Annotated in this window: 14 protein-coding genes and 1 pseudogene; 4 read left to right on the top strand and 11 right to left on the bottom strand. The window is 64.9% G+C overall.

What is annotated here, in order from left to right:
- Window positions 1–280: 280 nt before the first annotated feature.
- The 5 genes from AC1DO7_RS16285 to AC1DO7_RS16265 form a co-directional block, all read right to left on the bottom strand.
- Window positions 281–922 carry a hypothetical protein gene (locus AC1DO7_RS16285; RefSeq protein ID WP_441649975.1) on the bottom strand — a complete coding sequence of 214 codons (642 nt, stop codon included), beginning with the start codon at window positions 920–922 and terminating at the stop codon, window positions 281–283.
- The gene (locus tag AC1DO7_RS16280; protein ID WP_477116330.1) at window positions 919–8,043 is read right to left on the bottom strand and encodes a beta strand repeat-containing protein; all 7,125 of its coding nucleotides are present in this window, start codon (window positions 8,041–8,043) and stop codon (window positions 919–921) included. Before AC1DO7_RS16280 ends, AC1DO7_RS16285 begins: the two co-directional genes overlap by 4 nt.
- Before the next feature lie 94 nt (window positions 8,044–8,137).
- Window positions 8,138–8,944, bottom strand: a complete 807-nt coding sequence (locus tag AC1DO7_RS16275) for a peptidyl-prolyl cis-trans isomerase (RefSeq protein ID WP_477116329.1) — start codon at window positions 8,942–8,944, stop codon at window positions 8,138–8,140.
- A 49-nt stretch (window positions 8,945–8,993) separates the two neighbouring features.
- Window positions 8,994–10,724: a ShlB/FhaC/HecB family hemolysin secretion/activation protein gene (locus AC1DO7_RS16270; protein WP_441649973.1), complete on the bottom strand. Its 1,731-nt coding sequence runs from the start codon at window positions 10,722–10,724 to the stop codon at window positions 8,994–8,996.
- A 32-nt stretch (window positions 10,725–10,756) separates the two neighbouring features.
- Entirely contained in the window at window positions 10,757–13,441 is a 2,685-nt protein-coding gene (locus AC1DO7_RS16265) for a two-partner secretion domain-containing protein (protein ID WP_477116328.1), read from the bottom strand.
- A gap of 365 nt (window positions 13,442–13,806) precedes the next feature.
- Between AC1DO7_RS16265 and AC1DO7_RS16260 the strand changes: the two genes are divergently transcribed.
- Entirely contained in the window at window positions 13,807–14,100 is a 294-nt protein-coding gene (locus tag AC1DO7_RS16260; RefSeq protein WP_441649971.1) for a DUF5615 family PIN-like protein, read from the top strand.
- A 3-nt stretch (window positions 14,101–14,103) separates the two neighbouring features.
- On the opposite strand, the gene AC1DO7_RS16255 is transcribed toward AC1DO7_RS16260, so the two are convergent.
- The 6 genes from AC1DO7_RS16255 to AC1DO7_RS16230 all read right to left on the bottom strand — a co-directional run bounded on the left by AC1DO7_RS16255 (window position 14,104) and on the right by AC1DO7_RS16230 (window position 22,897).
- Complete coding sequence (locus tag AC1DO7_RS16255; RefSeq protein WP_441649970.1) at window positions 14,104–15,669, bottom strand: MFS transporter; 1,566 nt, start codon at window positions 15,667–15,669, stop codon at window positions 14,104–14,106.
- Window positions 15,644–15,823: a hypothetical protein gene (locus AC1DO7_RS16250; protein WP_441649969.1), complete on the bottom strand. Its 180-nt coding sequence runs from the start codon at window positions 15,821–15,823 to the stop codon at window positions 15,644–15,646. Before AC1DO7_RS16250 ends, AC1DO7_RS16255 begins: the two co-directional genes overlap by 26 nt.
- A gap of 106 nt (window positions 15,824–15,929) precedes the next feature.
- Entirely contained in the window at window positions 15,930–17,477 is a 1,548-nt protein-coding gene (locus AC1DO7_RS16245; RefSeq protein ID WP_477116327.1) for an efflux transporter outer membrane subunit, read from the bottom strand.
- Between the two features lie 23 nt (window positions 17,478–17,500).
- A complete protein-coding gene (locus AC1DO7_RS16240) occupies window positions 17,501–20,713 on the bottom strand; it encodes an efflux RND transporter permease subunit (RefSeq protein WP_477116326.1) in 3,213 nt (1,070 codons plus the stop codon).
- Window positions 20,714–20,735: 22 nt separating this feature from the next.
- Window positions 20,736–21,917: an efflux RND transporter periplasmic adaptor subunit gene (locus tag AC1DO7_RS16235; protein WP_477116325.1), complete on the bottom strand. Its 1,182-nt coding sequence runs from the start codon at window positions 21,915–21,917 to the stop codon at window positions 20,736–20,738.
- Between the two features lie 314 nt (window positions 21,918–22,231).
- Window positions 22,232–22,897, bottom strand: coding sequence for a gamma-glutamylcyclotransferase (locus tag AC1DO7_RS16230; RefSeq protein WP_477116324.1), 666 nt, complete (start codon window positions 22,895–22,897; stop codon window positions 22,232–22,234).
- A 139-nt stretch (window positions 22,898–23,036) separates the two neighbouring features.
- Here AC1DO7_RS16230 and AC1DO7_RS16225 point away from each other — a divergent pair, with 139 nt between their 5' ends.
- The 3 genes and pseudogenes from AC1DO7_RS16225 to AC1DO7_RS16215 all read left to right on the top strand — a co-directional run.
- Window positions 23,037–23,945, top strand: a complete 909-nt coding sequence (locus tag AC1DO7_RS16225; protein ID WP_477116323.1) for a LysR family transcriptional regulator — start codon at window positions 23,037–23,039, stop codon at window positions 23,943–23,945.
- Window positions 23,946–24,131: 186 nt separating this feature from the next.
- Window positions 24,132–24,773, top strand: coding sequence for a glutathione S-transferase N-terminal domain-containing protein (locus AC1DO7_RS16220; protein ID WP_441620171.1), 642 nt, complete (start codon window positions 24,132–24,134; stop codon window positions 24,771–24,773).
- Window positions 24,774–25,106: 333 nt separating this feature from the next.
- Window positions 25,107–25,264: pseudogene (locus tag AC1DO7_RS16215) on the top strand (carbonic anhydrase); the annotation flags it as partial.

Genomic DNA, 25,264 nt, shown 5'->3' with positions numbered 1-25,264 from the left:
CCTCGTGGACCTTGCGGCCCTCGATTGTGAAAATGGTGCCGACGGGCCGGTAAACGTCGCCCTGCGGCACGCGGCCGGACCGACTTGTCGGCCAGCGTGCGGGAATAGCCGGTGACGGTTGTGGCCATAAGGATCTGGACGCGTCGGGCAGCCTCGCTTGGTTGCGAGACCTCGATGGTCGATGGTGCTATTGAAATCATTTGGGCACAGGCGGAAGGCGCCAGGCAATAGCCCGCGGCGAGCCACCGACGGCGTGAGCGGAGACGGAAGGGGGCTTTGATCATTGGATCCGCTTGAATCTATATTTCGCAAAGTGTCTGGCTGTCCCAGTAGGAATCGCGCCAAGCAGCATATTCATGTGAATCTGCGTAGATTTCTCATAGATGAGATCGCCACGCTCATCGAGGTAGAGCATGGCCACCGAATCAGATGTATTCGGTCCAAATTCGGAACGCCCCCCCTTGCTCGCGCCGCCCCAGGTTATTTTTCCATCAGCCCCAGTACAAACGAAGCGCTTGTTGTCCTCAAAGGAAAACCGCTGTATCGCACTTCGCCCGTTGGGATATGTGAACCTACTTTGGAAGATCCGTTGCCTTACCAGCGATACTTGCCCGTCCTTTGGGTATTGGAAGCGTCCTGTCTCAGACCTAGATGCGTCGTCAATTGCAGACACTTCGTCCGCTTTCGCAAATGGGAATACATTGTCTAAACGCCTGGTCTTTGCCCAACCTTGCGCAGTGGCATCTCCATCCAGAAGTTCGCCCCTCCCGTCATACCGACCGGTCAAATCAGTGCATGCTGCATCAACATAGCGAGACGGGTCGATGTTCTCACCGCCAGCACCGGGGTAGTTCGGCGGCGAGTGGAAGCAACCCGAGCAGGCTATGACCAGAAAGGGGAAGACTAACTTCATTCCACTCATTTGGCATCCTTCGATTGTTGGCTCTGGTTACGGAATACGGACCAATCTATACCGTATTGATTGAGCAATGTCACGCCAGCGAATGGAGCTGCCAATGGAATATCGATATCGGTCTGGATCTCAAACATCATGCGTTGAAAGCTCGTCATCCCTTCCTTTAGATTTCCCAAGCTGTCATACGCAGTCAAACTGCCTAGATAGTCATGAGGGCCGGCAAATGACTCCAGCACCTTGTCCGTGAACGTGCCAGGAGGATAAGGTGACTTAGCAAGGGTACCTGGCAGCCCTTGGAATCCGCCGGTTAGGCCCCCCTCTTTATTGAGAGCTTCAGGCAGAGTCCATTTGTCATTCGTATCCGGGTTGATTCCTGTTCCGGTGAAATCCCAAGCCCCATCCGGTCGCTCGACAACTGTTCCGTATTTTCGCAAGTCGTCAGCGCTAACGCGCGTCCCGGCAATCTTCATGCCGTCGCCGTTAATGCCAGAGCTGGGTCCAGTAGCATTCGAAACCAGTCTTCCATCTTCATCCCTTGTATCGTAGACACCCTTGAATCGCTGGGACGACTCAATCTGGTCCTGCCGCATTGCATCGGCTGCCCAAGCAACAGCAGCCGTCGCAAAGCCCGTCATTGCCCCGGACTTGCAATCGCCGCCCTGCATCGCAGCCGTACCACAACCAGCCACACCAGACGCCAGCAGACGGTCCACGCCGTAGCTGGATCCAAAGTACCCCGCCAGCCCCCCGGTTACCGCTCCCGCGATACCTGCCGTCGCCAGTTGATCGAGCTTGATCGTGCCAGTCACGCCAAGCTGAATGGCCGCACTGGAAGCAATGCTGCCAAGCGCGCCGGCAATGGCAAGGTTGGCCATGCCTCCGGCGGCAAATGCCGAACTCGCCAGAATCCCGCCGGCAGCGGTCGCTTCCGCGATGGATCCCGTCGCAATCAGCGTTGCCATACCCGCCTCGGCTGCAGCGACTTGCGCTGCAGTCAAGGCAGCAGCTGCGGCGCCGGCGGTCACCACGGCAAGCGCCACCGCCGCCACGATCATGACGATCTGGCCAAGCGGCCCGAACCCCTTCTTCTCCTTGATGAACTGCGTATGGATATCGTCGGCGACCGTGCCCTCGGTGTAGTTCAAACCGAGGTTGGCCTTCAACTGATTCACCAGTGCCACGGTCGCGGCCTCGTCGACCGTGCCGTCGGCACCGCGGACCAGGAACGCATCGTTGATCGCACGGATGCTGTCGGCCTCGATGTTCATGTGCATCGCGCTCATGAACCCGCCGGGCTGCACCACCGTGCCGGTGATCACGTTCCAGCCGCCCTGCGCCTTGTAGGCCGAGGTGCCGATGTCCACCACATTGGGGGCAGCGTCGATGCTGCCCGCCTTCACATTGAGCGTGTCGCCCGCCGTGATCACACCGCTGTTGCGCAGCTGGCCGGCGATGTCCAGGGTTACCTCCTGGCCGGCGATCATGCCGCCGGTCGGCTTGGTCAGCGCCTGCGCATAGCCTTCCGGCAGGTACACCTGCGGTACCAGCGCGTTCACCGTCGGGCACGCCGTGCTCGCTACCGTGTTGCAGTTCGGGTCCGGCACCGCCTGCTGCACGTACCAGAGCAGCGGCCTGTCGAGCTCGTTGATCTGCGTCTGCGTCAGCGCCGTGCCCAGCGCGATGTTGTGCGCCTTGGCGTAATCCGCCGCATTCTTGTAGAGGCTCAGCTTCTCCAGGTCCGTCACCGACAGCTGGTTCTGGCTGTCCCAGGCCAGGCCATTGATGAAGCTCGCCTGGCCCGTCTGTTGCAGCGCGGCTTGCTGCAGCTTTTGTCCCTCGGTGTAGGGGTCGTAATAGAAGCTGACATTGCCCGGGCGCAATTCGGCCGGCAGCTGCGCCAGCAGGCTGTCGGGCGTGACGCCGGCCAGCACGGCGGTGGCCGGGCTGTTGTTCAGGTATTGCGCCCGGTCGGTGGTGCCGGTGGGCACGGTGACCGGATTGCCGCCCAGGTTGGCGTTGAAGTGCCAGGCGACGCTTGGGCTGCTGCCGGTGGTGGGCGCCGACGGCGTGGCCACGATGACCGGGTTGAACTGCCAGGGCGTGGTGGGGTTATTGACTGGCGTGGCGACCGGTACCGCGCCGCCCGGCGTCACCACCGGGCCCAGCGAGATGACCTGCTGCGCGCCGGTCGCGGGCGGCGTCGGCTGGGCCGGGCTGGTGTAGCCGTTCACCAGGGCCGCGCCGGTCAGGTCGACCGTGTTGCCCATCAGGTTGCCGGTGTTGAGCACCTGGCCACCGGCCGTCACCGACAGCGTATTGCCTGCCTGAATCCCGGACTCCAGGCTGCCGAGCGTGGCTCGCCCGGCGGTGTCGTGCCAGCGGTCGCCGCCGCTGCGGTCTTCCTGCCAGCGGCCCACCCAGTCGGCGTTCAGCGGGAGGCTGGTGTTGTCGATCGCGCCGGCCATGCCGACCGTCACGTTGCGCCCGCCGGTGATGAGCGCGCCCTTGTTGGTCAAGGTCGTGCCGGACAGCTGGACGTCGCGCGCGGCCGAGATGACGCCGGCCGGGCCCGCGGCGCTATCCTCGTCGGCCGCGCACTGGCTGTTGCCATAAGTCCCGGCGGGATTGCAGCCGCCGGCGTAGGGCGGATTCTGGCCGCCGTAGCTCTTGTGCAGCCGCACCGGATCCATGGTGGCGTTGACCAGCGTCGGCGCGGTAATCGAGACATCGCCCGCCAATGACTGGATGGCGCCAGCCCGGTTGGTCACGCTGTTGGTCGCGTGCAGGCTGACATCGCCCTGCGCGGCGAGCGTGGCGTTCAGATTCTGGATGTTGGCGGCGCTCACCGTGAGCGTCTGGCCGGCCGCCACGGTGCTGGGCGTCTGCTGCCAGGCCAGGGTATCGACGCGGGGATTGCTGTCGTCCGGGCAATCCGGCGCGCCGGCCACGCAGCCCGGCGTGGTGGTGATCTTGCTGTCGTGGAGGCCCTGGTTGGTAAAGGTGCCTGGCGTCTTGATGGCGATCTTGCCCGCTGCCGCCAGGTCGCCGGCGTTGGTCAGGTCGCCGGTGCCGGTGAGGCTCAGGTTGCCCCCGGCGGTGATCTGGCCGGCCTTGCCGAGCTGGTGGCTGACGGTGGATTGGTTGGGCGCGATCGCTGTCGCCCCGGTAGCAGTCTGGCCCAGCGCGACAGGCGACCACGGTGGCGGCGCGGTGCAGGAGTCGCAGGCGCTCATGCTCGGGGGCGTGCCATAAACCAACGGTCCCGCCCCGTAGACGCCGCCATTGTCCCTTGTCAGTGCCGTGAGCTGCGCCATGAAGGCCGAAAGCTCGCCCTGATTCACCGAATACCCTTCGCTGTTGATCAGCGTGGCAGATCGGCTGTTGTCCAGGCTGCCGACATTGAGCGTGACATCCCTGCCCGCCGAGATCACACCGCCCTTGTTGGAAAGCGAAGCTGTAGTGATGTCGAGGTTCCCGCGACCGATGATCTGGCCAGCAGTGCCGTCGACTTGCCGTACGACCGTATGGTCGACGGTGGGGATGCCGCCGATATTGCGGATGTGGTCGGGAATCAGGAGGAAAGGTGGCACGCTATTCCTGCCCAGGGTGCCCGGGATCAGGTGCCACAGCGCCTGTGCAAGTTGCTGGTCCCCGTTCGAGGGTATGACTTCCGCGCCCAGGACCAACAGCACGRTGCCGTCGGGATTGCGCGTGACGTCGGCCAGCGTGATATTGGTGCGTGCACCTGGTACATAGGCGGAGCAACTGTCGCAAGACCCCCCTGGTAGCCAGGGAGAATAGCTGCCGATGATGGTCGAATTGAGCAGGCTGTCGTTGACCACCTTGGTGGTGGAACTACCTGCATCGACCGGGGCGGTGCGGTCATTGATGACCGAGCCGGCGGCGATGTGCAGGTTGCCGTTGGCGCCGATCACGCTGCCGATGTTATTGAGCGTGCCGGAGAGATCGACCTTGATGTCGCCGCCCGCCTGGGTGGTGCCGCCGCGGTTGTCGTAGTCGCCGCCGGTGACGGTCAGATTGCCCAGTGCCTCGGCGGTGCCGCTGTTGGCAACGTTACCGGCCAGTGCCAGATCGCCATTCGCGTGCACGGTGCCGGAGTTGGTCAGCGTGCCGGCGGACAGCGACAGATTGCCGCCGCCTACGATCTGCCCGGAATTGGTGAGCGTGCCGCCGGTAGCCAGGGCCAGGTCGCCGGCCTTCTGGATCGTGCCGGAATTCGTGATGCCCTGGCTGGCGCCGAGCACCACGCTGCCGCCCGGCACGTTCCACATGCCGGTGTTGTTGACGGCCTGCGCGACGAGGGTCAGGGTGGCGTTGGCGTTCAGCGTGCCGGTGGTGGCCGCCGACGGGTCGAACACCTGGTTCGGCGTATTGACCGTGAGGTTGTTGCCCGCCAGGATCTGGCCTGCCGCGTTGTTGAAGCTCCCGTTGCCACCTGTGACGGACAGCGTCAGGTCGCCTACCGTGGGCGCCCAACCCGCAAGGTCACCAGCGAAGAGGGTCCCGCCCTGGTTGCTGGCGAGCGCGCCCGTGGTCACGGTCAGGGCCTCGGTGCCAGCGATCAGGCCCTGGGCATTGTCCAGGGAATTCGCCGCCGTCACGTTGGCGGTCTGGCCGCCGACGGTGCCGCGGTTGACCAGATCGGCGGCATTTACGCTGACCTGGTTGCCGGCGAGCGTCCCGGTATTGGTCACGGTGCCGCCGTTGACGGTGAGCTGCCGCGCGGCAAGCGTCGCACCGCTGTTGGCAATCGACTGGCCGCCCAGCGTGACGTTGGTGGCCGTGGTGTCACCGGTCAGGGCGAGGCCGCGGGTGGCGACCGCATCGAGCGTGCCGTTGACGGCGTTGGCCTGGGTCGCCGTCGAGCCAAGCTGAATGTCGGTGCCGCGCAAGGTGGCATTGCCGCCCACCCATGTGAGCTGGCCGGCATGCATTCTCTGCCCCGCCGTGGCCGACAGATTGCCGCCAGTCAGGACGCTGCCACCCAGCGTGACGTTCTGCCCGGCGTTCACAATGGCGTTGCCCACGCTGGAGAGGGCGCCGCTCACGGCGGCCGAGCCAGCGGCTGCCTGGACCGTGGTGTTGCCGCCGCTGGCCAGGCTGCCGGCCACGTTTGCGTTCTGCCCCGCCGAGATGGCCGCGTCGCCATCGCTGGTCAGCGCGCCGTTGATCGCGGCGCTGCCGGCGGCGGCGGTAATGGTGGTCTTGCCCGCGCTCTGGGCCTGGCCACCCACCGTGACGTTCTGCGCGGCGGCAAGGGTCAGGTCCGCATTGCTGCCGATCTGGCCGCTGGTGGTAATGCTTCCGCTCCGGGCAGTCACGTTCACGGGGCCGGTGGCGAGCACCTGGCCACCGAGATTGGCATCGGTGCCCGCGCTCACGGCAAGCGTGCCGGGCGACACGACATTACCGGTGGTGGTGACGCTGCCGGTGACGCCGGCGAGCGACACGTTGCCGCCGGTGCTGCCCGCCATGCCGTTGATGGCGAGATTGCGCCGGGTCGACAGGTCCAGGTCGGCAGCCGACACGGCGCTGCCATCAATGGTGGTGTCGCGCGCGGCGTTGAATCGGATCGTGCCCGGCGAGGCGACATCGCCGCCCAGGTGAATGTCGCCGCGGCCGTCGTTGCCAGTGGCCGAGATGGCGATCTGCGCGCCGCTCACCGCCCCACCTACGTCCACGCTGCCGCCAGCGGCCAGGTTCACTGCGTTCTGCGCCTGGACGCCACCGGCGCCGTTGATCGAACCGCCTGCGGAAACCGTTACGGCCTTGCCCGCGCTCAGCGTGCCGCCCAGGGTCGCGTCCTGCGCGGCGCTGACGGTGTATCCGGCCTCGCTCTGGCCATTGCCCGACGCCATGACGGAACCGGCGGCATTGAGCGCCCCCGCCTGCTTGGCGTAGGTGTTGCCGACCTTCAGGTTACCAGCGGCATCGAGCGTCAGATTGCTGGCCGACGCGGCGAGATTGCCGTCGGCGCGCACGCCGAGGCCGGCGGCGGTGCTGACGATGCGGATCTGTCCGGCGGTCATGGCGCCGAACGCGGTGGCGTCGATCGCCAGGCCGTTGGCGGCGGTGGTGTTGCTGGCCGCGTTGTTGGCGCCAGTGGCCGTGGTGGCAAAGCCGCCGTCTGAGGGCGTCACCGAGGGCGTGACCATCTGGCGCCCGGCCACCAGGTTGATCTGGTTGCCTGCGTAGAGCGCCGCATCGACGCCGATCGATTCGGCGATCAGGTTGATATCGCCGACCGTGCCCTCGATACCGACACCGTTCGGATTACCCGGCGACGGGTTGGCGATCTGCACCCGCCCGCCCTGCACGAGGAAGCCAGCGGCAGTGGCGGCATCGAAGCTGGTGGATGTCCCCGCGGCCGACAGGAATTGCGGCACGCCGGTGGTGAGCGTCACCTGGGTGGTGTTGGTGAAGCTCGCGCCGTTGGTATAGACCCCGCCGGGTGCAGCGACCACGACCCCGGCCGGGGCGCCGAACACCTCGATGGTGCCGTTGATCCGGGCGGGCGTCTGGCTGGTGACCTGGTTGATGATCAGGGCCGCCGGGCCAGAGGTGACGAGACTGGCGTTGGCGCCGACCTGGCCACCGAGGAAGGTGCCACCGCCGGTGGTGCTGTTATTGAGGATCAGGCCGATCGGGTCGACCACGAAGGATCGGTACTGGTTGAGCGAGATGCCGGCTGCGTTGGGCGTGGTGATGCCCACCACGGGCACGCCGCCCTCCGGCGCACCCGGGCCGATGGTGGTGGTGATCGACGGGGTGAAACGTACCGGCGCGTTCGGGTCGGTGATCGGCGCTGCATGGGCTGCCGCGGAACCGAAGCTGACCGTCACCGGCAGGTGCGCGACCGCCCAGCGCAACAGGCTTTGCCGCACGGCACCAGACTGTGCCGCAAGACTGGCCGGATCGGCGGCGCCCGCCGCCAGCGCCCCTGCCGCCTGCCTGGCCTGCTGCAAGGACACCTGCAGCGGCGCGAGCCACGTCGTGATGGCAACCACTCCCGCGAGCGCACGCACCCACACGCTGCGACGACCACGCTCCGCCATGGAGATGCCGGGCGATGGATCGGGTTGTGCGTTGTCCTGAGGCAGAGACACTCGTTTCTCGCGGTACATGATGCTTCCTGACGATGCTTTGGACTTGTTGCGTCGGAGGGCGGCAGCTAGCCGCCGACGGGCTTTGCGCGCCGCCTTACTGCGTGATCCTGGCTTTGCCTAGCAGTTGCGTGACCAGCGCGGTCGTCGCCCGCTGGAGCTCCTGCGCCTGCAACGCTTGCTGGATACCGGGCTTGACGGCGTCATAGGCCGGCACCTGGGTCGCGCGCACTTCGTCGACCTTGACGAGGAAGCGGCGGTTGTTCCAGGCAATGGGGGTGGCGTTCACCGCGCCAGCCGGCAGGGTGGACAGCGCCTGCGCGAGCGGCAAGGGCAGGTTCTGGGTCTGGCCTTCCTGCGCCGGCACCTTGAAGCTGAGCCAGTCCATCGCACCACCGCTGGCCCTGGACGGTGCGAGGCTGACTTGCTGCGCCACCTTGACGAAGTCCTCGCCGGCCTTGATGCGCGCGAGCGTCGTGGCGGCGGCGGCATCGTCGGCCACCTCGATCAGGCGCCCCTTGTATTCCTTGTCGCCCAGGCTTGCCACGATGGCGTTGTAGCGGGCGCGCACCTGTTCCTCGGTGACCGCCGCCGGCTTGATATGGTCCTTGAGCCAGGCCTGGGCGAGGATGGTGTTCTTCGCCTCGCGCAGGGCCTGCTGCACATCGGGCCGGGCTTCAAGCCCCTTGTCCCTGGCCGCTTCCTGGCGGAACAGCTCATGCGCGATCAGCTGCTGCTTGATGGCGTTGCGCGTCGCGTCGTTATCGGGGAGCCGCGCCTGCTGAATGGCACGGGTGATCTGCTCGTCGGGGATTGCCACGCCATTCACCGAAGCGGCAGAGGCAGACTGCAGGCTAAAGGCCAATGCGGTGATGGCGGCCAGGCGGAGAATCTGGGATTGCATATTCATTTCCTTGGAGATCGGGTATCGGTTAGGCGAATTCACATCGCACTCAGTAGGTCCAGTTGAGGGTGGCCAGCAGGACCGGTGCCTTTGCGCCCAGATAACCGGGCTGCGCCAGCGGCACGCCGACCAGAAGTTCACTGGTGACCGTTTGCCTGGCCCACTGGGCGGAGAGACGAATGCCCGCGCCGGTACCGGCCACCGATTGCCAGCGGTGGGTCGCCACAGCCTGGGTCTGGCCGCCGTCGAGAAACAGGTAGGGCTCCATGCGGAAGCCGGCCGGCGCTGGCGCGTTGGCCCACACCAGCTCATTGCGCAGGTAGGCGCCGCGGTCGCCGGCGATGGCGCCTTCGCGGAAGCCGCGCACGGTGCTGATGCCGCCCGCGTAGATCTGCTCGGAGCCGAACAGGGCCACGTTGGCCCACTGCCCGACGAGCTGCGCGCGCCACGCGAGCCGTGCCGTGTCGAAGGCCCGCGGCAAGGGCAGTTGCAGGCTCGCATTGGCATCGAGCTTGGTGAACTGCACATGCGCCTCGTCCGGGCGGATATCGGCGGGGTCCCGGGTTGCATTGACAAGTCGCAATCCGCGCGAGACGCCAAGCTCGGCGGTGGCATAGCCCGGCTGGTCGCTGGCGGCAAAGCGCCGCAAGCCGCTCCAGGCCGCGCGCAGCACGGTGAGCCGCTGGGGATCCAGTTCCAGGTTGTTGATCTCGCGCTCGCTCTTGCGATGCGTGAGCGTCAGGTCGAAGGCTTGCCGCCCGCTCCTGTCGCGGGTAAGAACCCGGTTCCAGCCCAGCGTGTGGCCGAAGGTGCGGCCGTACAGCAGCGCGGTATCGCCAATGGCGGTCTGGTACTCGGACACCGAGCCGGTGTAGCTGACGGTGTTGTAGCCGAACGGAACCGCCGCCGAGAGCACGGCCGCATTGGTATCGCGCGTGCCGACATAGCTCGCGGAGACCGCTTCCTGGAAACCCAGCGCGTTGTCGGCATCGATGCCCAGCCGGGTGCGCGAGATGCCCGTGGTGCGGCTGCCATAGTTGTCGACGCCGGCACTGAAGCGGAAACGGTCGCCGGGCTGGTTGGCCAGCGCCACCACCGAACTGCCCGGCGTCTGGCCGGGCAGTATCTGGAGCTCGGCCCGGTTGCGGCGCAGGCGGTTGATCTGGTCGACCCCTTGCTCCAGGTCCTGCAGGCGCAGGGGGTCGCCCGGCGCGGGGAATTGCCAGCCAGTGCCGGCGTCCGCCAGCAGCCCGCCGCCCACGGTATCGAACCAGCCACCATCGCCCGGGCGGATGGCGCGCCCGTTGAGGCGGATCGACTCGACCGTGCCCGGCACGACGGTGACCTTGAGCACGCCGGTCGCGAGATTCTGCTCGCCCAGATAGGCGCGCGTGGTGATGTAGCCCCGGGCGACGAAGGCTTCGGTGAAGCGCCGCAGCAACAGGTTGATGCGGTTGGCCCCCAATGGCTTGCCGATGAACGGCGCCGTGATGGCGCCGATCTCGGCATCGGACAGCACGGTATTGCCGGTCACCTCGATACGCTGGATCTCGAAGGTGGCGGACGTCTCCGGCACGGCGTCGATAGGCGCATCGGGCGGCAATACCTGCTGGCTCTGGATTTGCGCGGGCGGCTGGGTTGCCTCGCGCTCCAGATCACGCTGACGCTGCTCGCGCAACAGGCGCTGCGCCGGATCTTCCGGCGTGAGCTGAGACAGCGATGGCAGCGATGGCGGCACCTGGGCCAGCGCCGGACCGGCTGACAGGATGGACACGGCCATTACGGACAGCCGGGATCGCGGAGCGCACCGCATCATTGCCACAACCAGGAAGCGAGACCAAGATGGTTCTCGACGGTGACGGGCGTGCGCTGGCGCGGGCGCGTCACCGTGGTGGTGCCCGCAATGGCAACGTCGCCATCGAAACTGCCCCCATCCGTCATGGTGTCGCCGCTAATGCGGGTCCGGCCAGCCGCCATCCAGCTCCCGCCGATGTCGGTCGCATAAAGCCTGGCCCAGGTGTCGCCAAAGAAGGCCTTGAACCCGCGGTCGCGCGCGACCGCGGTGTAGCCGGTGACACCGCCGGCATAGGTGAGCGGCGCGTTGACCGTCAGGTCGCCCAGCGCCAGCACGCGCCCGCCCACGTTCGCGGCCAGCTTGCCCGCCTGGACGTCGATATTGCCGCCGGCGGACAGCAGGCCGCCCGTCACGGTGGTGGTCGATGACGCCGAGGTGCGGCAGACAATCAGGCAGCTGCGGGCGTAATGCGCGGCGCCGCCGGTGACCCCTTCGGTGCGGAACGTGTCGGCCGCGCGCACCGTGATGGCGCCGTTGTTGGCGTAGATTTCCCCGCCGGTGTTGATGACGTTGCGCCCGCTGAGCGTGGTGCCCTTGTCCGAGAGCAGGTAGGCAATCTGCCCGGGCCGGTCCACCTGGCCATAATCCAGGTCGAAGCTCGTGCTGGTCTTGGTCAGCACCAGCCAGCGGCGGCCGTTGCTGGTCTGGTAGCTCGGCTGTTCGCCATTGGCACCGCCCTGCTTGGTGATCTCGTTGTGGATATCGCCGCCGGCCGACACGGCGAGATAGCCGTTCGAGAGCATGCGGCCGTAGCGATTGAGGACATCGCCCCCGGCCCGGACGGTCACGTCGTCGCCGGCACCGAAGACGATCCCCAGATACTGCGGCGTCGAGGTATTGAACACGCTGCCACCGGCCAGCACGGTAACGGCGCCGGCAGACAGCATCTCCCCGGCGATGCGCGCCTGGCCCTGGATCAGCGCGCCCTGGTTGGTCAGCGCGCCATCGGACTGCAGCAGCACGCCACCGTTGGCGGCGACCAGCGTCGATTGCGTGGCGGCCGAGTCAAGCAAGACGGAGCCTGCATGGAGCCGCACGTCGGTGGCGGCAAGCACGCTGCTGTCTTGCTGGATGTAGCTGCCGGTGGCATCGATCGCCACGGCGGCGCCGGCGGCGCGTATGGCGGCATCGCGCAGCTTGAGATCGCGCGCCTGGATGCCGGTGCCGGCCACGCCGTCGAGGTCGGTACCGGACAGCGTTGCCGTGTCTGCCTGGATGGTCAGCGAGCCGTTGCGCGAGGTCAGCGCCGTGCGCTGGTTGCCCTGCGCGGTCTGGAATTGCGGCGTGGCAATGACGAAGTTGCCCTGCGCCGTAGCCTGCGTGCCGGTAAGCGCGATGCCCGCGCCGTTGTCGAGCAGCCCGATGCCGCCGGTGGCGCTCAGCACCGAGTCGGTCAGCCTGACCGCCTGACTGTGTGCCTGGCTTGCCGTGCCGATCACCAGATCTCCCGTTGCGCGGGTCCCGGCTGCCAGCGTGGCGCCGCTCAGGTCAATGCGATCGGCGGTGACCTGGAGATGCCGGCCGGCATCTACATCGCCTGTGCCGGTGAAGCCGCCGCTGGCGATCAGCACGTCTTGCAGGGCCTGGATCCTGCCGGAGGCGAGTTGCAGATCGCCAGTCCCGGAGACCACGAAATCGCCAGCGGTGGCATAGGCGTTGCCGGCGTGCCGTACGCCGGCACCCTGATCGGTCACGAGCATCTCGATGCGGCCCGAAGCCAGGCTACCGGCACCGGTGATGTCAACCGCAATGCCGTGGCCGGGAATGCCACCCGGCGCCGTGTACCGGATCCAGTCAGTCTGATTGTCGGTGGCCGAAAGGCTCGTATCGACCTCCGCCTCGCTGGTTCCCGCAACCAACCGCAGGTTTGCCCTAGGGTCGCTGTAGCGGTTTTCGATCCTGCCGCCAATGCGAATCTGCCTGGCAATCAGTTCGAGCTGAAGCAGTTCACCGGACAGTCCTTCCGGGCCGATCTCGAGCAAGCCCTGGCYCGTCTTGATGGTGATGTTCTTTTGCCCGGTGGCATGATTGGGCGTCGTCAGGTCGACCTGCCCGGTGGTCAACGCCAGCTTGCCGATGTTCTGCACCGTCATGCCGTTCACGGTGATCCCGTTGGGATTGGCCAGAATGACATTGGCGCGAGGCCCCAGCACACTCAACGGCCCTTCGAGCAGCGAGGGATTGGTGCTGGTGACCTGGTTCAGGATGGTGCGGGCGCGCACCGCGTTGTTATCCAGATCAACGCCGGCGCGCGGGACATTGAAGTCCCGGTACGTGTTGGAGGAAACGCCGCCGACCGCATTGGCAATGCCAACGGTGATACGGCCATTGGCCCCGATCGTAGCCGTGGTGGCGGTGCCGCCGTCGGGCACCACGCCCGCTGCGAGGCTCGTGCCCGCGAGCAGCAGCGCGCCCCAGGCCAGCGTGGTGAGCAGGGTCGCGCGCTGGCCCTTGAACGACTTGAACGACTTCAGGGACTTGAGGGAAAAGCGCGCATCCGCGCTCACGCACACGATGCGCCAATGCGACAACCCGGTGGTCGCCTCGCGGCCCAGCCAGGCTTCCACCGTGCCTTCGCCCTCCAGGGCGTAGAAGCGGTGGGCGGGAGACAGCAGGGATTGCAGCAAGGCGAAATGCTTCAAGACGGCTCCGGGTAGCATGAGCGAGCGCCTTGCGCTGGTGCTGGCAAGCCGGCTCGGCTTGCAGTGGAGCGCATGGCGATGCGAGGCCTAGACGCTACCGGAGGGAAATAGGCGTGGTTTCGGGGAAATTTCCCAATGTGTTGGTGGATCGGGCTGAAACTGCAGAGTTTCGGGGGGAGGTGGGCGTGAGCAGGGCAAGCCCCGCTACATGGCGCGGAAAGAGGACGACTATCGCTTGCACCGGCGTTACCGGAAGCAGCCCCACCAAGCCATCCCCGGCACCCTCAACCCTCGCACTCGACGGACCTCGGCGCACGCAAAATTGTCAATAGGCGATTTTTATTGAAGTCTCTCTGCATTTGGTCGTGACGGCAAAGTACCGGTTTCTGATCGATGAGTGTCTATGGCCAAATCTCGTTCAGGACGCGGCTCAAAGAGGTCACTGGGACACAACCTGTGTTCGCGATCGCGGCTTAAGTGGGATGAAGGACCATGACTTGATCCGGTACGCAGTCGATCACGACTATGCGCTCGTCACTCATAACGCCGCGGACTTTCGCGGGCCGCTCGGTGGACCACCCGGCGGCCACCACGCGCGGCAGCCCCTGCATGCGGGACTGGTGTGCCTGAATTCCGGCGCAAGCCAGGTCTGTTGTTGAAGGTCAGGCGTTGGAGCCCAGCTCTTCAGTAGCCAGCGCGCTGGCTTCCTCTGGCGTGCGCGAGAGGAAGCCAAATACCGCGACAGCCGACAGGACGGTGATGACCGTCAGCACGTGCAGCAGCATGCGGAAGGCGTCTCCGTAACCGGCGACCAGCAGTTGGTGGCTGACTTGCGGCAGCGCCTCGGCGGCGTGCGCCAGGTCTCCGGTAGCGAGCCGTTGTGCCGCTTCGCCGACCTTCCCGGCAGTTGATCCGGCTTCTGCCAGCACCGCGCTCAGGCTGACCTGTGCAATGGCAGCCAGGACAGCGCTGACCGTGGCGAGAGCGATCCCCTCACCCGCCACGCGCGTCGTATTGAAGATGCCCGTTGCCATCCCCGCGCGTTCCTTGGGTACCACGCTCACTGCGAGACCATCCATCAGGCCCCAAGGCATGCCAGCGCCGATACCAATCAAAAGCATCGGCCCCACCACGGCAAAACCGGCAGCGCCGACGTCGATCTGGCTGAACCAGTGGAGGCCAACTGCGGCGATGAGGAACCCAATGCCCGAGAGCACGCCGGCGGAGACCCAGCGAGTCAGCGTGGCGACCAGCACGGGGACAACCAACATCGGTGCCGACAGTGCAATCATGAGGATGCCTGCATCAATTTCGCTCATGCCTTCGATGCCGATGAACCGCAGCGGCAGCATCACCACGAGCACGATGTAGCTGTAGCACGTGCCGATGGGGAGCATCTGCACACCAACAAAGCGCGGAATGCGGAACAGTCTCAGGTCGAGCATCGGGCGCGCCGAGCAAGATTCGACATAGATGAAAATGGCCAGCGTCAGTGCCGCGGCAGCGAGCGAACCCGCGACAAGCGCGCTGGACCAACCACTTTCGGGTGCCTGGATGACGGCGAACGTGAACAGGACCAGTGTGGCGGTGAACGAGATGGTACCGGGCCAATCGAGACCCTGCGCGTTGGGGTCGCGGGTCTCACGCATGCGCGGCACGCCGAACAGCATGGCAGCTGCGCCAACCAGGGCCGTCGACAGGAACACGGAGCGCCAACCGAACGCATCGATGAGCACGCCGCCCAGGAGCGGGCCGAAGGCGAGGCCGATGCCGAAGCTCGTGCCCAGCATGCTGAATGCACGGGTGCGCGCGTGGCCGTCGAACTCCTGCGCCAGTGCTGCGGTACCGCCGGACAGTGCCGCAGCGGCCGCAATCCCCTGGACGGCACGCAGGATATCGAGCCACGCGACCGACGGCGCGGCAGCGAGTGCCAGCGACGTGAGCACGAAGAAGCCGATGCCGATGGCGAACAAACGCTTGCGGCCATAGACGTCGGCCAGCGCCCCGGCCGCCATCAGCAGGCTGCCGAAGCTGAGCATGAAGGCGTTGGTGATCCAGGTCAGCGAGACCGCACTGCCGCCGAGCTCGCGGCCGATGGCGGGCGTGGAGACTGCACCGCCGGTGAAGCTTAGTGGCAGCACGATTGCGGCCATGCAGACCGCTAGCAGGATGAGAGGTTTGCCGCGCTCGGAAGCGTGACTGTCAGTTGAGGAATCTGGCGATTTCATTGGTGACTTTGATAATGGATTGGATGCCGTCAATGGCATCGAGATGCTCGAATCTGGGTGCGATCCGCCAACGGCGGTTGGGCGCGGAATCCAACGATGCGTGTTTGGCGGGAGGGAGATTGCGCGCGCCGCTCGCCGCAGCGATTTGCCGCATGCCGGCGGCGCAGGAAGGCGGARATGTAGCGCTTGACCCCTCCTGGATAAAGGCTTCGAATGGCGATTCACCGTATCCAGAATCGAAACAATCGCGGACTTCTGAATCAGCGCTTCACGACGCTGGCTTCCTTCGGCTCGTCTGCCTTGGCGATATCCCCAACCGAAGCATCACCCCAACCGCCACCAAGCGCGCGGATCAGGTTCACCGTGGCCGCGGCCTGCACGCTCTGCAATTGCACCGCTGCCCGCTTCGTCTGCAGCGCGGTGCGCTCAGCGTCAATGACATCGAGAAAGTTGATGGCACCCTCGGTGTACTGCATGCGCGAAATATCCGCGGCTCGCGTAGCCGACTGCACCGCTTCGGCCTGGGTCTGCTTCTGCCCTTCCAGGATGCGCAGGTCCGACAAACCATCTTCCACCTCGCGGAATGCGGTCAGCACCTGTTGACGGTACTTCGCCACGTCTTCCTCGTAGGCGGCGCGCGCATTGGCCAGGTTGGCGGTACGGCGACCACCATCAAACAGCGGGATGTTCAGCGACGTGCCAGCCAGCGGCCCGAGCAGGAACGCGCGGCTGCTCCACTTGAACAGGTCGCCCAGCGTGGCCGACTCGAATCCGCCCACGCCCGTGATGGTGAGCGACGGGAAGAATGCCGCCTTTGCAATGCCGATCCGCGAGTTCGCGGAAGCCATTGCGCGCTCGGCGGCGGCGATGTCCGGACGACGCTCGATCAGCGACGACGGCAGGCCTGCCGGGATTCGCAGGTTGACGGCTTCGATGGGCGCCGCGGGCATCGAGAACTCGGCAGGCGTCTTGCCGAGCAAGACGGCCAGGCTATGTTCGGACGCCGCACGCAGACGCTGCACCGACATCGCATCGGAGCGTGCCGTGGCGAGTTCCGCCTTGGCGCGCGCGACGTCGAGTTCGCCGATGTCGCCTTCGTCGAACCGGCGTTGCACCAGTTTGAGCGCCTGTTCACGCAGGCTCACCGTGTTGGCGAACACCTCAGCCTCGGCATCGAGACCGCGCAGCGTGAAGTAGTTCTGCGCCACGTCGGCCTGCAACGCGAGCTGCACCGAGCGGAACAGCGCTTCGCTCTGCTGCATGTCCGCCTTGGCTGCGTCCACCGACGATGCCACGCGGCCGAACAGGTCGACTTCGTACGAGGCGCTGGCCTGCGCGCGCCACAACGTCTGCTGCGGGACCGTGGTGCCGTCAGGCTGGCGCAGCGAGGCACCAGACACCTGCTGGCGTGTCGGGCCGAAGCCCGCGTCGAGCGTGGGGAACAGGCCTGCACGTGCAGCCTGGTTCAGGGCCCTCGCCTCCTTCAGCCGCGCGGCGGCGGCAGCCAGGTTCTGATTCGCCTCGAGCGCCTGCTGTTCCAGCGCATTGAGCTTGTCGTCGCCGAAGATGGTCCACCATTCGCCGCGCGAGAGTTCCTCGGACGGCCTGGCGGTCTGCCAGGTGCCGGCTTCCGCCGGCTTCAGCGTGGTCTGCGTCCAGTCAGCCGGCGCCTCCTTGAAGCTGGTGCCGGCGCCGTCAGGCACAGCAGGCTTGTTGTAGGTCGGTGCCAGCGAGCAGCCGGCCAGAACGAGCAGGGACGCCAGCAACATCGAGCCCTTGCTCAGCCATTGGGTCATGGATGCGTTCATGATGATCTCCTTGGTTTCCCTGTTCATTGCGCCGAAGCGGACTTGACGACGTGCAGCGGGTGCCCAGCGTGCAGCGGTTCGGCATGCGTGTGGTGCTTGTCAACGATCGGCTTGCTACCAGCCATCTTGCGCAGCGCCACGTAGAACACCGGCGTCAGCAGCAGGCCGAACAACGTCACGCCCAGCATCCCGAAGAACACCGCGATGCCCATCGCACGACGCATTTCCGAGCCGGCGCCGGTCGACATCACCAGGGGAATCACGCCCATGATGAAAGCGAACGAGGTCATCAGGATCGGGCGCAGGCGCAGCCGGCTCGCCTCGATGGCGGCCTGCATGATGGTGCGGCCCTGCATTTCCAGCTCGCGAGCGAACTCCACGATCAGGATGGCATTCTTCGCGGATAGCCCCACCAGCACCATCAGGCCAATCTGCGTGAAGATGTTGTTGTCGCCGTTGGTCAGCCACACACCGAGCAGCGCCGACAGGATACTCATCGGCACGATCAGGATGATGGCCAGCGGCAGCGTCAGGCTTTCGTACATCGCGGCCAGCACCAGGAACACCAGTAGTACGCTGATGGGGAACACCCACATGGCGGCGTTACCGGCCAGGATTTGCTGATACGTCAGGTCGGTCCACTCCATCTTGATGCCGCGCGGCAGCGTTTCGGCAGCAATGCGCTCGATAGCGGCCTTAGCCTGGCMCGACGAGTAACCGGGCGCCGGGCCACCGTTGATGTCTGCTGCGGTGAAGCCGTTGTAGCGCACCACCATTTCCGGACCATAGGTCGGCGTGACCTTCACCAGCGACGACAGCGGCACCATTTCACCGGCGGCGTTGCGCGTCTTGAGTTGCAGGATGTCGGCGGCGGTGGCGCGGAACTGCTGGTCAGCCTGGGCACGCACCTGGTACACGCGACCGAATTTGTTGAAGTCGTTCACGTACAGCGAACCGAGGTAAATCTGCATGGTATCGAACACGTCGGTCACCGGCACGCCGAGCTGCTTGGCCTTCACGCGGTCCAGGTCGACGTCGAGTTGCGGCACGTTGATCTGGTAGCTCGTGAACATCGGGCCCAGTTCCGGTGCCTTGGAGGCAGCCTTGATGAATGCCTGCGTCGCCTCGTTGAGCGCTTCGTAGCCAAGTGCGCCACGGTCTTCGAGCTGGAGCTTGAAACCACCCAGCGTACCCAGGCCCGACACCGGTGGCGGCGGGAACGTGGCGATCTGCGCGCCCTTGATCTGGGCAAACTTGGCGTTCAGCGCGGCAGCAATCTCCGCAGCCGATTCACCAGGGCCGCGCTCCTTCGACGGCTTGAGCACCGGGAACACCAGGCCGCTGCTCGACGAGTTGGTGAGGCCATTCACCGACAATCCCGGGAACATCGGGGCATGCACCACGCCCGGTTGCTTCAGCACGATTTCACCCATCTGGCGCACCACGTCTTCGGTGCGGTCCAGCGAAGCACCGGCCGGCAGTTGCGCGATGCTGACCAGGTAGTCCTTGTCCTGCGCCGGCACGAAGCCGCCCGGCACGATCTTGCCCATCAACAGGGCCAGCGCCAGCAGCAGGCCGTAAAGGACGAACATGATGAGCTTGCGCTGGATCACGCCGCCCACGCCCTTGCCGTAAGATTCCGAGCCGCGCTGGAACACCTTGTTGAAGCCGTTGAAGAACGGGCCGAGGATGCGGTCCATCACACGGGTCAGACGGTCCTTCGATGCGTGGTGGTCCTTGAGCAGCAGCGCAGCCAGGGCCGGCGACAACGTCAGCGAGTTGAATGCCGAGATGACCGTCGAGATGGCGATCGTCATGGCGAACTGCTGGTAGAACTGGCCGGTCAGGCCCGACATCGAAGCCAGCGGCACGAACACGGCTACCAGCGTCAGGGCGATGGCGATAATCGGCCCGCTCACCTCCTGCATGGCCTTGTACGTAGCCGCACGAGGCGACAAACCTGCCGAGATATTGCGCTCGACGTTTTCCACGACCACGATGGCGTCATCGACCACGATACCAATGGCAAGCACCATACCGAATAGCGACAATGCGTTGATGGTGTAGCCGAACGCATGCATCAGCGTGAACGTGCCGACGATGGAGACGGGCACGGCCAGCAGGGGAATCAACGAAGCACGCCAGGTCTGCAGGAAGATGATGACCACCAGCACCACCAGCGCGATGGCTTCGAACAGGGTGTGAACCACCGCGTCGATACTTTCCTGCACGAAGCGCGTCGGATCGTAGACGATTTCGGCCTTCACGCCGTCGGGCATGTCCTTCTGCAGTTCGGCCACGATGGCGCGCACGTCATCCGAGATCTGCAGCGAGTTCGCACCCGGCTGCTGGAAGATGACGATTTGTACCGCATCCTTGTTATCGAGCATCGCACGCAGTGCGTACTCCGATGACGACAGTTCGATGCGTGCTACGTCCGACAGGCGCACCACGCCACCCTCAGGCGTGGTCTTGAGGATGATGCCGCGGAACTGCTCTTCCGTTTTAAGTCGACCTTGTGCGTTCACGCTCAGCTGCATCGGCAYGTTGGCGGCCATCGGCGATGCACCGATGATGCCGGCCGCCACCTGCACGTTCTGTTCGCGAATCGCCTTGACCACTTCGGTGGCCGTCATGTTCTGGCGAGCCACCTTCTGCGGATCGAGCCAGACGCGCATCGAGTAGTCACCGGCGCCCCACAGCGCGACCTCACCGACGCCGGGCACACGGGCGAGCCGGTCCTTGACGTTGATGAGCGCGTAATTGCGCAGGTAGGTCAGGTCGTATTTGCCATTCGGCGAGACAACGTTCACGCCCATGGTCAACGTCGGTGACGACTTGACCGTGGTTACGCCCAGGCGTTGGACGTCTTCAGGAAGACGCGGCATCGCCTGGTTGACGCGGTTCTGCACGAGCTGTGCAGCCTTGTCCGGATCGGTGCCGAGCTTGAACGTGACCGTGGTGGTCATGTTGCCGTCGCTGTTGGCCTGCGACTGCATGTACAGCATGTCCTCGACGCCGTTGATTTTCTCTTCGAGCGGCGAGGCGACGGTTTCCGCGATGACCTTCGGATTGGCGCCTGGATACTGCGCACGCACCACCACCGAAGGCGGCGCCACTTCCGGGTATTCGGCCGTGGGCAGCTTGAAGAGCGAGATCACGCCGCCAAGCAGGATAATCACCGACAGCACGCCCGCGAAGATGGGCCGGTCGATGAAGAACTTAGAAATGTTCATGATGTGACTCCGTTGCCCCGTATCAGGCTGCCGACTTGGTGTTACCTGCGCTCACCATGTCGACGCTGCGCGCCTTGACGGTGTCGTTCGGGCGCACGCGCTGGATGCCGTTGACGACGATGCGCTCACCCGGCTTCAGACCGGTTGCCACGATGCGCAAGCCTTCATGGAGCGCGCCCAGGGTGATTTCGCGGTATTGCACGCGGTTGCCTGCGTCGACCACGAGGACATACTTCTTGGCCTGGTCCGTACCGATGGCGGCGTCGTCAACCATGACCACGGGTTGCGTCTGGCCACCGCCGACCTTGACGCGGGCGTAGAGGCCCGGCACCAGCGCGCCGTCAGCGTTGTCGATACGAGCGCGAACGCGGATGGTGCCGGACGTGGTGTCGAGATGGTTGTCGACCGAGACGATCACGCCCTTGCGCGAGTAGCCCGCTTCGTCGGCGAGGCCCAGTTCAACCGGCATCGGCGAATTGGCACCGCGACGCAGCGTGCGCAGGTAGGTCTGTTCGTCTGCGTCGAACGAGGCGTAGATCGGCGACACCGACACCAGCGTGGTGAGCAGCGGCGCACCGGCGCCGACCGATACGATGTTGCCAACCGTCAGTTCGGCGCGCGACACGCGGCCTGCTACCGGCGCCACGACGTCGGTGTACGAGAGCGTCACCCTGGCTGCCTCGAGCGCGGCACGCGCGGCCTTGAGGCTTGCCGATGCTTCGCGCGCGGCATTGTGCTTCTCGTCGAAGTCCCGGCGGGCGATGGCGTTGCTTTCGATCAGGCGGTCGGCACGGGCTGCATCGCTGGAGGTGTAGCTGGCGCGTGCCTCGGCAGCAGCCAGTTGCGCGGCAGCACGGTCGACTTCAGCTTGATAGGGGCGCGGGTCGATGGTGAAGAGCGAGTCGCCCTTCTTGACGAGCTGGCCGTCCTTGAACTGGACCGCCACGATCTTGCCAGGCACCAGCGGACGAATCTCGACCTTGTCGATGGCTTCCAGCCGGCCCGAGTAGTCTTGCCATTCCACGATGGATTGGCTCACCACGGTGGCGGCGTCCACATCGATGGCTGGCGCGGCGGGTGCAGGGGAGGCGGCCGTAGCGCTCGCCACCGAGCCGTCGCTGCCATGGGTGAGCGCCAGGCCCGCCACACCCACGACAAACAGCATCCCAACTGCCATCGTGAGTTTCTTGCGATTGGTAGTCATGATTCAGATTCCTTTTCCGTCTTAAAGTCGTTTCAAAGCAAATCGGGTGCTTCGGTCCAGGAGCTCCATCCATTCGCTACGTCGCGCGGGTGTGGCTCTAGCTTGGAAACCAGTATTACTCTCGCGCACGCATCGATAAAGATGCGTTTCTTGGTCACTTTGTGTCCTCTATGGATACAATCTGGATGAAGGGGAGCCCAGGCGCGTCTTGTGTATGGCGACACGGGTGAACACCTGCATTGCCTGAAGCTGTGCGGCGGCCAGTGCGACGCACACGTGTTTCTAATGTGGGAACTACAGTGCCGCGCAGACGCTTAAGGCGACGTTCCGTTTGATTTCTGGCGGAGCGCCTTGGCGAGGTCRGCGATGTATTCATCCCTCAACCCGCAGTCGAACAGCGCGCGATCCAGCTTGTGGACGTACTCGGCGTTGGACCCAAACGATCCCTTGGCGACGGCGACGATGGACGCGACGCTTTCCACGCTTGCGTCCCGCTCGTACTGGATGCCGGTGGTATTGGCGACGAACACAATGCCGGTCACCCGGGAGCCATCGGCCAGCGCCAACGAGGCCCAGGTGGGCACGTAAGAGCCCGCGATCATTTCGCGCACCCACAGGACTTGAAGGTCTTCCTCGAGATGAACCGAGGTCAGCCGGAGCGCAACCCCTTGCGTGGTGCCTCCTTGCTCGAGTGCCAGCATTCTTCCGGGCACGTCCGACGACGCGCGACCAGCCACCATCCGCAGACAGAAGCTGCGGCGCCAACCGTGGAGAGTCGCCACGTCGCGCCTGTCGAAAGTGAGCAATGGGTTCCACATCAGGGACCCATAGGCGAAGACCCAGATGTCCTCGCCGGGAGGCCTGGCGCGCATCGTTGCCGCGAGCGAGGCGTCAATCTGGGCGCGGGTCCAGACTAGGGCTTTGGGGAGGGCTAAGGTCCCCAGCCAGGCTCCTGAATGAATTGATTCTCTCGTGTACATGCTCTCTCGCTTGGCCGCAGTCGGCCTAGGGGGATCGCGAATCGGTCTGCTGATGCCGCGGGTATGGCAGCATTGTTGGTGTCGGAAGTCACTTGATAAACATGCTAATCTGGGACTCTTTGTCTCCGGCTAGGACACAATGTCTGATCGCTTAGATGCTTCCGTTTCAGATATCGAGGCTTTCGTCGCCGTCGCCCGAAGCAGCAGCTTCACGCGCGCGGCCGAGGGATTGGGAACAAGCAAGTCAAACGTCGGCAAGTCGGTTCAGCGACTCGAAGCGGCACTCGGCACTCGCCTGTTTCAGCGCACTACGCGCGCGGTTCGGCTCACCGAAGACGGTGAAACGTATCTGATCGCGTCGGAGACTGCGCTTGAAGGACTGCGTGAGGCTGGCCAGGCATTGGCGGCCCGGCGCGCCGAGCCCATGGGCAAGGTGCGGCTCGATCTGCCTGCCGGCTTCGGGCGCCTTCTGTTTCCTGCGCTTGCCGAACTCCGCGTGAAATACCCTCGCCTGAGCTATGAGCTCGCGCTCACCGACCGCATGTCCGACGCAGTCTCCGAAGGCTGGGATATCGTCGTGCGTATCGGAGCCCTGCCGAACGATGGCGAAATGACTGTCCGGAAGCTGTGCGATTTGCGCCTGGGGCTCTACGCCGCGCCCGCCTATCTGAAGCAACGCGCCGAAATTCGCTCGCCGGCAGACCTGCCTGGCCACGACGCCATCGTGTTCCGAGGGCCCACTGGCCGGCTGCGGCCTTGGAAGGTGGCCGACGGTCCGCATATCAAAGAGCTGTCGCTCAATCCCGTGCTGGCGCTGGCCGATGGTCACGCTCTGGTGGAAGCCGCCGTGCAAGGTTTCGGCATCGCGCAAATCCATGACCGCGTCGCGCAGCCGCATGTCGACGCGGGCCGATTGACCCACATCCTTCCTGGCTCTGACGTGCCCGGGCCTCCTGTACACGCCATGATTCCGCTGGGCCTGAAAATGCCGGCCAAGACACGCGCCGTACTGAACCAAATCGTGGCGGCTTTGCAGCGGACAGACTAGCGTCGTCGAGCTGCTGCCCGGAGGATGCAGTGGCCGCTCCTGCTTTGTATTGTCTCCAACGTGGAGACACAGCGCATCATTTTGACCTGTTTATCCTGATCCGGGCGATCACTACAGTTGGGTCTGTTGGCGCGACGGACCCGGTGGTTCGAAGCGCAACGCTAACGAAACCCACTGGACCGAATCATGAAACTCTACATCGCCCAAGCCACTTGCTCCCTCGCAGTCCAACTGATTGCCAATGAGCTGGGTCTGAACCCGGAACTGATTCACTACGATGTGTTCGGCAAGAGCACGTCGAACGGCGACAACTTCGCAGAGGTCAACCCTCTCGGGTATGTGCCGGTCCTCGCCCTCGACAACGACCAGGAAGACCTGCTGACCGAAACGACCATCATCACGTCGTACCTTGCGGACCAACATCCGGAAGCAGGCCTGATCCCTGCGCATGGCACGCTCGAGCGCGTGAAGCTGGATCAACTGCTCACGTTCATCGCAACGGAAATTGCGCAGAAGCACATCCCGCTGATGCGCAAGCTGCAGACGGAAGAGGGTGCGGAGTGGACTCGCAACAAGCTCGTCGTCGCATACACCACGCTGGATGAGCGTCTCGCCGATGGCCGCGCTTATCTGACCGGCGAGCAATTCACGGTGGCCGACGCGTATGTCTGGGCCACGATGTGGCACGAGCGCTCCGGCGCGCAGATTGGCCATCTGAAGAACCTCATGGCTTATATCGCACGCATCAACGCGCGTCCTTCGGCGATCAAGGCAATCAAGGACGAGACCGACATGGTCAACATCCATGAAGCCGAAAAGGCGCTCTGAGTGAAACGCTGAAGCAAGACGGGGCCGCATCCGGCCTCTAGCGTCCAACCGCTCCCCGGAAGTCGCTCATCTCCGTACGCAGGCGACCCGGTAACCGACGCGGTCATGGACGAGGTCACCGCCCGGCAGGGCCGTCACCGGTCGAAACGATGGTGAGCCTCTAACTGCCCTGCACAAAAAACCGGCAGGCCCGCCCCGATCAGCAAGACAACCCAACTATTGCCCCTGCCTATGGATCGAATAACAAACCAGTCTTAGACCTTATAGCTGTCAGCGTCCATTCTTCCTCCATCGAATCCCGATCCACACCAGATCAACCGACGGAGCAAGAACATGCAAGACATCATCGACGGCGTACTGAAGTTCCAGCGCGACGCCTTCCCCCAGCGCTCGGACCTCTTCAAGCGCCTGGCCACCAGCCAGAGCCCCAGCACCCTGTTCATCGCCTGCTCGGATAGCCGGGTGGTGCCGGAGCTGCTCACGCAGCGCGA

The organism is Cupriavidus sp. 05N40, from assembly GCF_056397305.1.
The sequence above is the reverse complement of the archived record's forward strand: the minus strand, read 5'-3'. Positions and strand labels throughout refer to the sequence as shown.

Excerpts from the sequence above, each read along its gene's own strand:
- AC1DO7_RS16285 (WP_441649975.1), bottom strand. The coding sequence starts at position 922 with ATGAGTGGAATGAAGTTAGTCTTCCCCTTTCTGGTCATAGCCTGCTCG.
- AC1DO7_RS16275 (WP_477116329.1), bottom strand. The coding sequence starts at position 8,944 with ATGCAATCCCAGATTCTCCGCCTGGCCGCCATCACCGCATTGGCCTTT.
- AC1DO7_RS16270 (WP_441649973.1), bottom strand. The coding sequence starts at position 10,724 with ATGGCCGTGTCCATCCTGTCAGCCGGTCCGGCGCTGGCCCAGGTGCCG.
- AC1DO7_RS16255 (WP_441649970.1), bottom strand. The coding sequence starts at position 15,669 with ATGAAATCGCCAGATTCCTCAACTGACAGTCACGCTTCCGAGCGCGGC.
- AC1DO7_RS16250 (WP_441649969.1), bottom strand. The coding sequence starts at position 15,823 with ATGCGGCAAATCGCTGCGGCGAGCGGCGCGCGCAATCTCCCTCCCGCC.
- AC1DO7_RS16245 (WP_477116327.1), bottom strand. The coding sequence starts at position 17,477 with ATGAACGCATCCATGACCCAATGGCTGAGCAAGGGCTCGATGTTGCTG.
- AC1DO7_RS16235 (WP_477116325.1), bottom strand. The coding sequence starts at position 21,917 with ATGACTACCAATCGCAAGAAACTCACGATGGCAGTTGGGATGCTGTTT.
- AC1DO7_RS16225 (WP_477116323.1), top strand. The coding sequence starts at position 23,037 with ATGTCTGATCGCTTAGATGCTTCCGTTTCAGATATCGAGGCTTTCGTC.
- AC1DO7_RS16220 (WP_441620171.1), top strand. The coding sequence starts at position 24,132 with ATGAAACTCTACATCGCCCAAGCCACTTGCTCCCTCGCAGTCCAACTG.